This window comes from Sorangium sp. So ce185, assembly GCF_051526825.1.
Lineage (GTDB): Bacteria > Myxococcota_A > Polyangia > Polyangiales > Polyangiaceae > Sorangium > Sorangium cellulosum_D.
Genome location: NZ_CP150316.1, coordinates 8,520,212 through 8,533,269, shown reverse-complemented (window position 1 = coordinate 8,533,269; position 13,058 = coordinate 8,520,212). Strand labels below are relative to the sequence as shown.

Sequence of the window (13,058 nt, the reverse complement as noted above, 5' to 3'; positions counted from 1 at the left end):
GTCCCCCGGGCGCGGGCGGCTCGTCGGAGCGCCCCCATGGGGCAGGTCACGGTCACCGCGCGCTGACGGCGAACCTCCGTTGTTCTAGTGTTTCGGGTTCGGGACGGAGCCTGAACGAGAGCCCGTGAGGAGGCCCGAAATGGTAATTCTGATGATCCGGTAAATCGTCGCGAGTTACCGGGATCTGGTCAGGCGAAGAAACGCTCTGGTGACACGCAGTTAGGCCGTTTCGAGGGAGCGCCCGAGGGGCCGATCTTGGGGGTCGATTTGGTAATTCTGCGCGGGTGCCAGGCACCATGATCCGCGGTGCTACCCGATCGGTGCGCGGGCTAACTAGAGCGGTGCCTCCTCGTCGAGGTCGTCATCGGTGCTTTCGTTATCGGGGTCGCTGTTGGACTCGAGCTTGCCGGCGAGGTGGAAGGCGATCAGGGACATGACCTCGTCGAACTGGTTGGCCTGCTGCTCGGCGGCGTCGTCTCCATGGGGCTGCGCGGTGGGGCTGCCCTGCTCATCGGCTCGGGGCTTCTTCTCGCCGGGCTGCGCGCGGGGGTAGGCGGGTCGCCCCCTCCGGCGCTTGGTCGCCTTGGAGGCCTTCGGCTCGTCCGGGGGTGGCGGCATCCGGCGCGGCGGACGCTCGCCCGCGAGGACCTTGCGGGCCCTCTCCTCCTGCTCCACGACCGTCTCAGCGTACGCCACGAAGCGCAGCGCGTAGAACGGGACGCCGGCCTTATCGAGCTTTTCACCGAGAAGGGGAGGCAGCCGCGCGATCCGTGCGTACTGGCTCCGGCGCGCCTTCGACACCTGCGCGCGCACCTTCGACGGCGTCTGGTACCAGAAGGCAGCGCACCAGGCATAGGTGATGAATTCCGGTACCAGCAGCCGCTCTTGGTGACGTTCGTCGAAGCCGTAGGTCGTCACGAAGCGGGGCGGCGGGGGCCTCCTGCGGCGCTGGAAGCGCCCTCCATCGCCGCCTGGCGTGGGCGCCAGGCGAGCGGCTTCTTCCTGGAGGCGCTTGTGCTCCCGCTCCAGCTCCGCCGCCCTGCGCTCGATCGCCCGCTCTCTTCGGGCGAGCTCCCGCCGCTCCTGCTCGAGCTGATGGCGCTCGAGGGCGACCTGGATCTGCTGCTCGTGGTGCTCGGTGCGGTCCTCGGTGAGCAGCTTAACGACCGCCGGCAAGCCCACGGCGAGGGCGGGCGCGGCAGCAGCGAGGGCCTGGACCAGCGGCGAGGGCTGCGGCGACTGGGGGGCCTGCGGCGGCTGTGAGGGGTGCGTGCCCTGCGGGGGCTGCCGGTCAGGGGAGTCCATTCGTCCCACCGTACGGATGGACGCGGCCGGGTCGAATCCATACCCGGTTTACGACGGCGTAAACCGGTCGCGTCTTCAGCGTCGTCGCTGCCGGATGCCGAACCGTTTCGTAGGGTTGCCGGACAGCCAAGGAGCGTTCAGGCGTCGCTTGGCGCGGCGCTGCGCGCAGAAACGATCTTCGTGCCAAGCGGGACGCGCAGCGGAGTCGAGGTGGGTGCCGGTGAGAGCAGGGCCGTCGATATCCGTCAGGTCCGGGGGCACAGCGGGCCTCGTCGAGTGCCACGGCGCGGCTGCTCGCCGCGACGGTCGTGCAGATCGAGGCGTGCATCGGCCAGCTCGGCGCCGTAGCTCGCCGGCGTCCACCTCGACGCCGGCGGCCGCTCCGCGGTCGACCAGGGCCGTGACGCCAAGCCCGCGCTCGAGGAGCTCGCCGGCGACGGCCCCGAGCTCGACGAGGTGGACCGCCATGGCCCCGAGCTCGCGCGGCGCTCTTTTTTGGTGTATCAGCGAGCGGACGCAAAGCGTGGAGGAGGCCGCAGAGCCCAGGCAATACGGAGCCGCTCGCGACGCTGCCGCCGTTTCGGCAGCCGACGATACGGCCCTCTCCGAGGAAATCCGCGGACTCCTCGCGGCCGGCGAGCTCGCCGCCGCTCGCGGCGTTCACGCCCGCGTCAGTGCCGCCCTGGCGCTGCTCCATCGCCTGCGACTTGCTCCGCTACTGCGTACCGCGCCGAGGAAGGCCGCCACCAGTTCGCGCCCGTCCTCGACGGCTCCGCCTGACTACCGGCCTCCTCGGTGCCGCCGTTGCGCCGCTCTAGACCGCGTCCGCGAGGCGATCCGGACCCGCCGCTACAGCCCTCGCACGAAGATGCGTACTGCGCCTGGACCCGGCGCTTTGTTCTGTTCTATGGCCTCCCTCCTCTACGGCTACGGCATCGACACGGCTACGGTACCGACCTCCTTCGGCTTGAATGCGCCGAGCTCCGCGTGAAGTCCTCGTTCGCGACGGCAAGGGCAGGAAGAATCGAATCACAATGCTGCCGCTCCTGCCTGGTCCCCCGTTCCGCGATCGCCTCACCGCCGTGCGCGTCCGGCATGCCGCCGATGTCGAGGCTGGCGCCGGCTGGGTCGCCCTCCCCGATGCCCTGGGCACGCACCTGCTGGAAGCCGGCTACAACATCCGCGCGATCCAGGAACTCCTCAGCCGTCCGAGGTTGTGAACGGACCGGTATGTGTCCGACAATCTCTCGATGAGGCGCCGCGCCGTGTCACCCAGGTGCGACGCGGTGCGACGCCTACGGTCGCGCGTCCGCCGCGCCGCCTCCAGGCGCCCCCGGCCCCCCAGAAAGGCCGGGACTGCCGACGGTGTTAGATGGATGTACCCCATGGCGCTGGGCGGCGTTGGGCCTTGCGGCGCAGGGCCGATCCGTGAGACTTCCGGTGGGGGAGGTCACAAAAAGCGACGATCTAGACAGACCTGGTCCGGCGGCTTCGGTTGACCAATCGACTGACACTTGGGCCGGCGGGCCTTCAGCCACGACCACCCCGCGGCGGGCCCGGCAGCGCGGTCACGGAACGGGACCATGAACCATGAACCCGGGGGCCGCCGGGTGCGGTTCGCCTTGTTCCCGCGCACCGACTTCGAGTAAGATCCCGTTGGGTTATCAGTACCATGAAGAAGTTCGCCCCGAACCTCCTGGATGCAACGCACGAAGCGCTCGTCAAGAGTTATTGGTACAAGAATAATCTGCGGTCCTTCCTGCATCGCGCTGGCGTCCCCGCAAGTGTCCTTGCCGAGTATGACTGGAGTTCGACGGGACCCGCCAAGTACCATACGGCTAGAGCGATCATTGATCGATATGCAGCCGACCCCGCCACCGGCACACCACTTCTGCAGTCGATCGTTGATGGGCTGGTCGAGCAGGATGACTTTCCTCAGTTGAAGAACCTCGAAGACGGCCCGCGCAAGGTGAAAGAGGCGAAGGCGGCGGTCAAGTTCTTGAGGGACTTGCTCGGCCTTAAGACCGTAACGGAACGCGCAGAGCGCGCACGAGCCGACAAGCGGGACGAGGCGGCCAGAGCGTCCGAGCAGGCAAGCCGACGGAAGGAGGCGATTAAAACGCTCGCGAACCGCTTTTTGACCCTCTCCTCCCAGACCGATCACAACCAACGAGGCCGAGATTTCGAGCCCCTGCTACGCGATCTGTTTGTCCTCTACGATCTGGATCCACGCAGCTCCTTTTCTTCCCCTGGCGAACAGACCGATGGGAGCTTGGTCATCGACGGCACCTACGTGCTCGTCGAAGCCAAATGGACTAGCGGGCCAATTCACCCTGATCAGATTCGCAATTTTCGAGCAAAAATCGAAGACAAACTCGACAGCACGCTCGGCCTGTTCATCTCCATGAGTGGGTTCACGGCGGAAGCCGTTCATCGGGCTGCCCAAGGGAGGCGGCTGCTGATCCTGATGGACGGAGTCGAACTGGCGTACATTTTTCAAGGCCTATGGGCGCTCGACGATCTTCTGAGAAGAAAGTTGCGGGAAGCCGCAGAAACCGGCAACGTCTTCTTTAAACCTTGGTGATTGATTGCGACGAATGCGCGCCTCCCTGTGGAGTGCGTCTCGGCCCGAATGGTAAGTGGTCATACGAGAGATTTAGGATGCACACCCATCGCGGAGTCTAGATGGATCGTTGGAGTATGGTAAAGGATGAAATCCGAGGTGTTCTTGAAACTGGCGCGCGCCGCCGCGGCCTCGTTAGCTACTTGGCGCTGAACCCGAGAGGATTTATATGACAGATCATGGTGGAAGTGACCGGACCACGAAGGGCGTAGGGCCGTTCGAGGATTTGGGCGACGAGCAGGTAATGACGTTTTCCTGTTCCGGCTGCGATTCACACCACAACCGCGAAGAATACGAAGAGGTTCGCCAGGAGCCACGCGATGGCATCGTCGTGAGGATCTATCGGTGTCCTAAAGGTCACGAGATAGAGCTTGATATGCGTGTTGTGGTTTCAGAGAATCCAGACGAAGCTGTCTATGTCGAGTTGGATCCAAAAGAGAAGTCGGGATAGACGAATTGCGGCCCAGCAATAAGCTGGTGACCGACGCGTGGATGCGCTACGCGCACTCACCTGCGGTACAGCCCCAATTCCTTTGGCGGAGCATAGGCACGCGGTACGCTCACAATCGAAAGCCGTCGATTTCAACGCCTTTGTTCGTGCCTGATCGGCCGTTGTTGTCCAGGTCCATGTTTGGCGGGACAACCGAAACCAGAGCTGATATACTTGCCGTGCGGAAATGAAGGGATGGACCTGCAGCGTAGGCGCGCCAACGGGCCGCGAGGGAGGGCCGGCAGCTCGCCCTCGGCAAGGCAGGCCGCGGCGCCAGCCAGCGGCGGCATGGGCGTGCCGAGGACCGCCTGGAATTCGGGCCGCTCGCGTCTCGGCCCGGTCAGGATCCGGCTGCGCTGACCGGTGTCGACGGCGAGGGGCCACTCCCGCCGGCGTCTCCTTCCCGAGCAGTCACTTGCCCGAGCAATCACTTGCAGCGCGAGCCATCGCGCGCTGGACACTGACTTCCGATGGTTGGGCGGTGAGGCCGGTACCAGGTACCACGCCGAGCCCGGCGTTGCGGTGCTTCTCCCGCCTGACCTCCACCTCTGCATGTGGTATGTGGTCGACGCAACAAGGACTAGCAAATGCTCAGCCCGCTCCAGATTATTCTTGATGAAGAGTCGTTTGTGCGGCAGGAACTTCGCAAAGGCCGTGACGCAAGCACCGGCCCCAAGCTTGCGCAGCACGGGCTCCGAACGGGAACAGAGCTCCTTAAGAAGGACCAGGCAGGCACGTCCCGACGACGTCTACCCGTCTGCAAAGAAACGTGTTCTTGGTGCTGTCGTGGAGTGAAGGTAGACGTATCGATACAAGAAGCCCTTGTCATTGCCGAGCACAAGCGCTCGACGTTGTCCGTTGAAATGTTCAGTCAGTTTCGCGAGCAAATTGCTCAGCTCGCCGAGCAAACACGCGATCTCCATGTGGACGATCGGGCAAGGCAGCAACTGCCATGTCCGCTACTGGATCAATCCGGTTCGTGCTCCGTCTACGAGGTCCGACCACTTCGCTGCGCCGGGCATAACTCTTACGATGCTTCGGCATGCGAGTGGTCATGCCAAAACCCAGATCTGGCTCGTGACATCCCGGCCGACGCTGCGCAACAGGCCATTTTCTCGGCGGTGACCATGGGGCAACAGCGAGGCTTAGTCGCCGCAGGCATCGACGCTCGCAGCTTCGAGCTTGTCAGCGCCTTGAGAGTCGCCCTGGAACAACCTAACGCAGCTGAACGCTGGGCCAAGGGCGAGCGCTTGTTTGATGCAGCCGATCGACGGATCGATCGAGAAGATCGTGAGGCGGCGTTCCGCGATCTCTCAAGAACTTATGGGGTGGATCTACCCCCAGAGCTGGCACATTCTACTGATCCGATGGAGCTCTTCCGTGCCCTTGCTGCGGCAGAAGGCAGACCGTTACCTCCTGAACTTGCCCCACCTGCACCGTTGCGCATGGAGAAGACACCCAACCAATTGAAACGAGAGCGCCGCGCACGGAAGAAGAAGTAGATCGCGTGGCGCTCATCTCGGTTCAGTGTCGTCGCGGTTCAGTGGAAGGAGGCAGCCGAGCGGTGGCCGTTCAGTGGTGCCGGCTGTTCGTCAACCAGAAGGCGAGCACCAGTGCCGACGGGCCGGTGATGCGCACGTCGATCGCGTCCGGCAGCTGGATGTTGTCTCCGGCGCCATGTACGACGCCAGCGCGAGCACGCGCTCGCTGGCGTCCACCTTGAGCCCGCGGCCGCTCCACAGTAAGCGCCCGGGCCATCGCCATGGGGGCGACCCCTTGCGGCTCTCGCCGGGGTCGACGATGCTGGGCGCGGGGCGGCGCCTACCCGTGGTCCGGGCAGACGCGCGCGGCCCAGATCGGCGTGTGGACCGGCAATGAACGGTGAACGTCGGCGATCACGTGGCCGCGGTCCTAATCGATCCGACGCGGGACGCGAGGATAACCGACAGCCAGCGGCCGGAGGCGCAAGCGACGCTCGCGCCCACGCGTCGGGCAGCAGCTCGTCCAGCCGTTCGGGCGGCCAACCCGCCTGCAGGCTGCTGATCACGTCCGTGGCCCAGGCGGAGCCGCCGTGCCCGATTCAGGTCGGCCGGTAGCGCCAGAGCCTCTCGTCGGCGTGTCCGTCGCCCGCGACGGGGGCGGGCGTCATGTGGATGGAGGGCGCCGGTGCCGAGGACGCAGGCCATGCCGTCGCGGGGGCGAGCCGCCGCCGCGCACAGGCCGTTTTTTTAATTGTACCTACCTCACGCCTGCCTGTAGTCTCCTCGATCATGTCCGACGTGGATGAGCTGAACGCGTTGATCGCGGCAGGGCGACTGCTCTTCGATCCTCCGAACGGAGATCTCCTCCGCGGCGAGTTGCTCGGGATTCCACCGGCGAGGCCGGTGCACGCGCGCGTCCGGACGCTGGTCGTCGCGCTGTGCGGGAAGGTGCCGGGGAAGAAGATCCGGATCGCGAGCCTCATCCGGAACGACAAGAAGCATCACGGGGAGGCCCGCGCGGTCGACGTAGGTAACGAGGAGATCGCGCGCGACCTCTTGCCGCTGGTGGCCACACAGGCGGAAGTGGACCGGCTGCACATCGACGAGCTCATCTTCGATGCGGCCTTGGTGGGCGAGAGCAACCGTAACAAATTCAACTTCAGAGGCGGCAAGCCTCACAAGTACGACGACGCGACGCTGGCCGACCATCGCAACCACATCCATTGGAGCGTGCGCGCCTGATTACGATCCGCCCGACAGCCCGCCTGCCGGGAGGAGAGGCGCCAGGCGTTCCGTTAGGTCGAGTGAAAGCAGGTCACGCGTTGCCGGTGCTCGCTTATGCGCATGAGCTACTGGAATCACGATCCGAGGACCCGACATGCTGAGACTCGATGAGCTCGAACAGCGCTTTCGCGACATGCTCCAGCGCGGCGCGGTGGAGGTCGTGCTCGAGAAGCTCGAGCTGCCCGAGTTGCCCGACCGTTTGTGGCCCACAGCTGGCCTGAAGCTCCTTCAAGCCACGATCGACCGAACCGGTCCAAGCCTCGTCGTGGCGGGCAGCGGCACCATCGAGCTGCTCGGTCGCGCGCGGACCACGCTCACGTTCCGGGAGCAGAGTGGCTCGGTCAGCATGGACGTAGAGCTCGATCTCGATAGCCCAGCGATCCTCGATCGGCTCCTCGCAGCGCTCGTTGACGGGCTGGACTACGCAGTCATCGGCGCACTCAAGGAGCTGACCGCCCGAGGGGTCAGCTGGCGAACGCTCCCCACGGGCGGCCTTCAGGTCACGCTCTCGCTATCGGGCTCCGCGCGCTTCGACCTCGGGGTGGCGCGAGCCACGCTCTCGCTCGCCCGCGCAGCGTTCGTCGTGGGGGGGCCTACACCGGTCCGGCTCGACGGCGAGCTCAGCCTTCTCGGGGTGACGGTTCCGGCGAGCGTCACGCTCGACGACAAGCTTCAGGTCTCGGCCGAACTCCCGGACATGGACCTGCGCCGGCTCGCAGAGGCGTTGTCCTTGCCGCTTCCTCCACTGCCGCCGCTCTCGCTGCTCCAAGCGCCGCTCCGCGGTGCGCGGCTGTACGTTCGCGGCGACGAGGTTCGTTTGTCTGCTGCCGTCGACGCGTCGAAACTCGGTCCCGCCCGCGCGGTCATCGCGCGGAGCTCGGGATCGTGGGGTCTGGTGCTCGGGCTGCACCCTCCCCGCGATTTCCGGTTTGCCGATCTAAGCGCAGCGCTCACGCCGCTCGACAAAGCTAGGGAGCTCCTGCGTCTCGACGATCCCGCGCTGACGGTATCCACCGTCCGTTCGAGCGCGTTTCCTTATGTCGACAGCTCGGGCGAGTGGACCACGGTGTCCGTACAGGTGGGCGGCGTCCTGCGCGGGGAGCTCGTCCTCAACGGGCTCGGGCTCGAGCTCATCGCTGCGATCCTGGGAACGGATCGGCTACCTCTGCAAATGCCGCTCGGGCCCGACGGGTCCGAGGTCCGCCTGACTGCTTCGATCGCGAAGCGGGTGAATCTGATCCCCGAATGCGTGACAATCGAGACCTTTCGGGTCGTGCTGTCCCCCGATCCACTTCTCGTGACCGCCGCCGGTGAGGTGAAGATCGACCTGTTCGGGCAGCAGCTGCCGCGCTTCGTGCTCGGCGCGAGCCTGACGGCGGCGGGGGCGTCGCTCTTCTTCACAGCCGCGGAGCCGTGGAAGCTGCCGCTCGGCCTGCCGCTTGTGATCGAGGAGCTGGGCTTTCAGATCAGCGGTCCCGACCTCGCCTATGGGGTGTTTGGAAAGATCGCAGTCCAGGGGCGCGCGATGAGCGTGGCGGCCAAGTTCGTGGGCCAGGCGCCTACGCTCATCGCAGGCAAGCTCGAGGGGGAGATGCCGCTCGGCGGCGTGCTCGAGGACCTGATTCAGGTGAACCCGCTGCCCGACTTCGTGCAGCCGAGGATCCGAGACTTCGACACCTACCTCGTGGTCCACCCGGCGGGCACGACGGTCGGCGAGCGCAGCTACCCCTTCGGGCTGTCGCTCTCCGGAACGCTGCTGATGCTCGGTCTCGCGCTCAGGGCGAACGTGCACGTCAGCCGCACGCGGGTCATCGCCGAGGGCTCGCTCGATCGACCGATCCGCCTCGATCCGGTCCTCCGGGTCACGGGAGCCGGCAGCAACGCGACCCCCGTCCTGAGGATAGATACCGGCTCCGATCCGGTCGCTCGCATGTCGGCACGGGTCGAGTGCCTCGGCCTCGCGCAGGAGGTCGACGCCGTCCTCGGCACCCACGGCTTTACCTTCAAGCTCGATCAGAAGGTAGGCGCGGTCCACGCGAGCCTGCGCGCCACCCTCGGCAACGGCAGGCTCAAGGCCAATGGCGTTGCCCGATTCGGTATCCGCGAAAGCTTCGGCCCGATACGACTGTTCGATGGAGGCCCCAATCTCGGCACGATCCGCGTCGACACCGGCATCGAAGCGATCGTCGACCTCAGCATCGCCGAAGGTGCCGCGCTGACCGCAAATGTATCAGCGCGCTTCACGTTCTTAGGCATCCAAATCTCCGTGCCGGAGTTCGCTGTCGACGTCGCGTCGATCGAGCGGATTCCTGAGGCCGTGATCCGTGCTATCCGTGCGAACTTGCTCGCGATTTTCGATGATGTGTTCGGCGACGCCGATAGGTGGCTCGCGGCGGTAGCGAAGAAGCTCATCGACGGCGTCGAGGACGTGGCGAAGGTGCTCAGCAAGCACTTCAACAAGAACTCGGCCGAGGTGGCACGCGCCCTCCGGCGCGTGCTGAACGAGACCGTCGAGCAGACCGCGCAGGCGCTGAAACGGCTGGGAGAGACGCCGGAAAGAATCGCGCAGATCCTCTCGGACATCGGCGAGAGCGCCGAGCAAATCGGGAAGGCGTTGAAGGCGCTCGGCCAACCCCCCGAGGTCATCGGTAAGGTGCTCAAGCAGCTGGGCAAGGAGGTCGCCGAGGTCGGTAAGATCCTGACCGGCATCGGATTCCCAAAAAACATGGTCGATGCCGCGCTGAAAATGACGTTCCCCGGCCTCTCCTTGGGATCCGGCGTGAAGCTGCCGTTTATTAAGGTGAGGCACTTGAAGGTTTTCTGATGGGAGTCGAGGTCCGACCGGTCGGCGTGCAATGCAACATCGCGTGCCAGTACTGCTACCAGAACGTATTGCGCGACGCGGGCTGGCAGGCGGAGCGCGCCGACATTGAGGCGATCAAAGCGACCATCCGAGAGGTAGGCGAACCTTTTCACCTCTTCGGCGGCGAGCCGCTGCTCCTGCCGATAGCGGAGCTCGAGGAGCTCTTTCGCTGGGGCGCCGCGGAGTATCAGACCAACGGGATCCAGACGAACGGGGTCTTGATCACCGAGCGCCACATCGAAATATTCGCCCGCTACGACGTGCGCGTCGGGATCAGCATCGACGGCCCCGGTCGGCTTAACGACGCGCGCTGGGCGGGCTCGCTTGAGCGCACCCGAACGGCGACCGTGGCGACGCTTGCCTCGATCCGACGCCTATGCGAGGCCGGGCGCCCGCCGGCGCTGATGCTCCAGATCACTCGGTGCAATGGCATCGCAGAGCGGCTCGAGGAGCTGTGTGCGTGGCTCTTGGAGATGCAGGCGCTGGGCGTGAAGTACGCCCGGATCCATATCCTGGAGATCGACAATGCAGAGCTCCGCGAGCATTACGCCCTCTCGATCGCCGAAAACATCGCCGCCTTCGAGCGCATGGCGGCGCTCGGCCGCGAGCTCACGACGCTTCGCCTCGACTGCAATCACGACAAGCGGCTGATGCTGATGATGCAGGATGAGGACGTGGCGTGCGTGTGGCGAGGGTGCGATCCGCTGTCGACCGACGCCGTGCTCGGGGTAGGGAGCCGGGGCGAGCGGCACAAGTGCGGGCTGACCGACAAGGAGGGCGTGAACTTCCTGCGGCCCGAGCGCGCCGGCTACGAGCGTTATCTCGCGCTCTACCACACGCCGCAGGCGTTCGGAGGGTGCCAGGGATGCCGGTTTTTCCTGGGCTGCAAGGGGCAATGTCCTGGGACCGGCATCGACGGCGACTGGCGGAACAGATCTGAGAACTGCGAGGTGTGGAAAGCGCTGTTCAGCCGGGCCGAGGCCGACCTGGTCGCCGAGGGCCGGACGCCGGTGTCGCTTCATCCTGAGCGCGAGGCGATCGAGCGACGGCTGATCGAAGCGTGGGCCGCGGGCACGAATCCCACGCTCTCGGAGCTGCGGAGAAGCTACGGGCTCGAACTCGGCGGATCCGTCGAGGAGTGGTCGCGTGAGTGATCGCGCGCGCCTGCCCGGGGCCGGACCGGGCGCCAGTCCGTTAACGCGTGTCACGACCCGGCTCCCGTTCGCCCTGCCCTCTTTTCTCCGGCTCAGCTGGGCCTCTCCGCAGGCTGAGCACGTCTGGTCGCCGGCGCTTGAGCGTGCCCGCCAGGAGACCGACGAGCGAGCGGCTGCCGGCGTGCTCCGAGGAACCGTTCCCGCAGCGATCGTGCGGCTCCCTCCGTTCAAGGTCCCGAGATTGCTCGCGCAACTGGGTGCGGGGCTTCGTGCCACCGTGCTCGGGCCCGATGCGCCCACGGGCATCGCGCGTGCGCTGATCCCCGCACTCCCCGATGACCGATTGCATGTGGCGCTCGGCCCTGGTGCTGACGTCGACAAAATCTCAGGAGCGTGGGCGCGCGATGACGTCGGCGGCCTGCTGCCGCTCCTCGGCTGGCCGGCGTGTTGCCTCCGCACCCTGCTGGTGACGGATTTCAAAGACCCTATCTGGTCTCCTGTCCTCGGGGCACCGCCGGCTTCGACGTTCGCGCCCGAACTGAACCTCCTCTTGCGCCGACTGGGAGTCGCTGCGATTCCACACGTCCCGTGTAGTTTCGACTGCGAGACGAGCCGCACACTCGGTGCTCGACTCATATCCGAGGGGCCGCTCCTCGACGTCCTGGGCTGGCCTATGCAATGGTCTGCGCTCCACGGGATCGCAGAGGTGCTCACGCCCGTGTTCAAGTTGGTCCACGACACCGATGCGACGGGCGAGAAGCGCGAGGTGAAGCGACTGGCCGAGCGGATGCCGAGCGAAGCCGCACGAGGCGTGGTCTTCCCATATACGGCGCCGCCGACGCGTCTGATACGGCTGTCCCGATCGTTCCAGCGCGGGCTGGAGCACGCCGGCGCGCTGGAGCGAGTGGACGCAGCCCGCGCGGTGAGACAGGTCGAACTCGCGGCGCTCGATTGCCTTCCGAGCGAGCCCGTGTACCTGCGGGGGATGAGCGAGGCGTGGCCCGCCCTTCACCGCTGGACGCCGGAATTTCTGCGAGGCCGCTTCGGGCCGGTCGACGTCCGCCTCACCCGCGGATACAACGGTCCCTATCGCACCGCGCGGTTTGGCGATTTCCTGTCGTCGGTGATGAGCGGCGGTGCCCTCTCCGCGTGGTACTTGATTGACTTCGCCTTCGAGCGCCTGCATCCAGAGATGCTCGACGACTACTCGGTTCCTCCGGCGCTGCGCAGCTGGCACCACCTGCTCGCGCCGGAGGAGCGTCCCGGCCTGCGATCGCTCTATTTAGGGGGAGCCGGGACGGGGACTGCACTGCACGTCGACATCCTGCTCACCAGTGCGTGGAACGCGCTCCTCTGGGGAGAGAAGCGCTGGGCCTTCTGTCCACCGGACAGCGACGCGCGGCTCTTGGACGGTCAACCCGACCTGTTCGACCCCACCGTGAGACGCCGGCTGACGCGCGCCGGCGTGATCGTCCACGACTGTGTGCAACTGCCGGGGGACGTCCTCTACACGCCCACGGGTTGGTGGCACCAGGTACGCAACGAAAGACCGAGTCTCGCCCTGACCGAGAACTTCGTGAACGCCAGCAACGCAGATGAAGTCGCACGCTGCATCGCGGGCGCGGACCACCCTGTCCTGGCGGAGATCGGCTCGGCATTGCGTCGCGCCATCGAGCTTGGGGTCCTCCAGACCGCAAGCCGATGATCGCATGATGAAGGTGAATATAGCGACGACGCACAAGCTCCTGGGGGTGTGGGTGTTGACGGCTGGGGCGGCGTGCGCCTCGGAGAGCCCGGTATAGGTTTGCTGTTGCGCCGGACAGGCCAGGCAAGCACCGTGCGCTTCGGCGACGTGGTC

At 65.8% G+C, this 13,058-nt stretch carries 10 protein-coding genes; 9 read left to right on the top strand and 1 reads right to left on the bottom strand.

All coding sequences use genetic code 11. From position 1 onward, the window contains the following. Positions 1-333: 333 nt before the first annotated feature. Positions 334-918, bottom strand: a complete 585-nt coding sequence (locus WMF26_RS31225; RefSeq protein WP_437995666.1) for a hypothetical protein — start codon at positions 916-918, stop codon at positions 334-336. A gap of 96 nt (positions 919-1,014) precedes the next feature. On the opposite strand from WMF26_RS31225, the gene WMF26_RS31220 reads away from it, so the two are divergent. The 9 genes from WMF26_RS31220 to WMF26_RS31180 all read left to right on the top strand — a co-directional run bounded on the left by WMF26_RS31220 (position 1,015) and on the right by WMF26_RS31180 (position 12,905). Further along, on the top strand, positions 1,015-1,263 hold the full coding sequence (locus tag WMF26_RS31220) for a hypothetical protein (protein WP_437995665.1): 249 nt from the start codon (positions 1,015-1,017) through the stop codon (positions 1,261-1,263). A 1,076-nt stretch (positions 1,264-2,339) separates the two neighbouring features. Beyond that, positions 2,340-2,525 (top strand): hypothetical protein, encoded by a 186-nt coding sequence (locus tag WMF26_RS31215; RefSeq protein ID WP_437995664.1) that lies wholly within the window; start codon positions 2,340-2,342, stop codon positions 2,523-2,525. Positions 2,526-2,977: 452 nt separating this feature from the next. After that, positions 2,978-3,889 carry a restriction endonuclease gene (locus WMF26_RS31210; RefSeq protein WP_437995663.1) on the top strand — a complete coding sequence of 304 codons (912 nt, stop codon included), beginning with the start codon at positions 2,978-2,980 and terminating at the stop codon, positions 3,887-3,889. Between the two features lie 208 nt (positions 3,890-4,097). Then, a complete protein-coding gene (locus WMF26_RS31205) occupies positions 4,098-4,379 on the top strand; it encodes a hypothetical protein (protein WP_437995662.1) in 282 nt (93 codons plus the stop codon). 626 nt (positions 4,380-5,005) lie between these two features. Next, a complete protein-coding gene (locus WMF26_RS31200; protein WP_437995661.1) occupies positions 5,006-5,920 on the top strand; it encodes a YkgJ family cysteine cluster protein in 915 nt (304 codons plus the stop codon). A 645-nt stretch (positions 5,921-6,565) separates the two neighbouring features. Beyond that, entirely contained in the window at positions 6,566-7,141 is a 576-nt protein-coding gene (locus tag WMF26_RS31195) for a hypothetical protein (RefSeq protein ID WP_437995660.1), read from the top strand. A gap of 136 nt (positions 7,142-7,277) precedes the next feature. Further along, positions 7,278-10,007, top strand: coding sequence for a hypothetical protein (locus WMF26_RS31190; protein WP_437995659.1), 2,730 nt, complete (start codon positions 7,278-7,280; stop codon positions 10,005-10,007). Next, entirely contained in the window at positions 10,007-11,200 is a 1,194-nt protein-coding gene (locus WMF26_RS31185; protein WP_437995658.1) for a radical SAM protein, read from the top strand. Before WMF26_RS31190 ends, WMF26_RS31185 begins: the two co-directional genes overlap by 1 nt. Then, positions 11,193-12,905, top strand: a complete 1,713-nt coding sequence (locus WMF26_RS31180) for a cupin-like domain-containing protein (protein WP_437995657.1) — start codon at positions 11,193-11,195, stop codon at positions 12,903-12,905. The genes WMF26_RS31185 and WMF26_RS31180 overlap by 8 nt, the downstream gene beginning before the upstream one ends. Positions 12,906-13,058: the final 153 nt, after the last annotated feature.

What these genes read in the sequence shown, in the direction of transcription:
- WMF26_RS31210 (WP_437995663.1), top strand. Translation starts at nt 2,978, where the DNA reads ATGAAGAAGTTCGCCCCGAACCTCCTGGATGCAACGCACGAAGCGCTC.
- WMF26_RS31190 (WP_437995659.1), top strand. Translation starts at nt 7,278, where the DNA reads ATGCTGAGACTCGATGAGCTCGAACAGCGCTTTCGCGACATGCTCCAG.
- WMF26_RS31215 (WP_437995664.1), top strand. Translation starts at nt 2,340, where the DNA reads ATGCTGCCGCTCCTGCCTGGTCCCCCGTTCCGCGATCGCCTCACCGCC.
- WMF26_RS31185 (WP_437995658.1), top strand. Translation starts at nt 10,007, where the DNA reads ATGGGAGTCGAGGTCCGACCGGTCGGCGTGCAATGCAACATCGCGTGC.
- WMF26_RS31195 (WP_437995660.1), top strand. Translation starts at nt 6,566, where the DNA reads ATGTGGATGGAGGGCGCCGGTGCCGAGGACGCAGGCCATGCCGTCGCG.
- WMF26_RS31205 (WP_437995662.1), top strand. Translation starts at nt 4,098, where the DNA reads ATGACAGATCATGGTGGAAGTGACCGGACCACGAAGGGCGTAGGGCCG.
- WMF26_RS31200 (WP_437995661.1), top strand. Translation starts at nt 5,006, where the DNA reads ATGCTCAGCCCGCTCCAGATTATTCTTGATGAAGAGTCGTTTGTGCGG.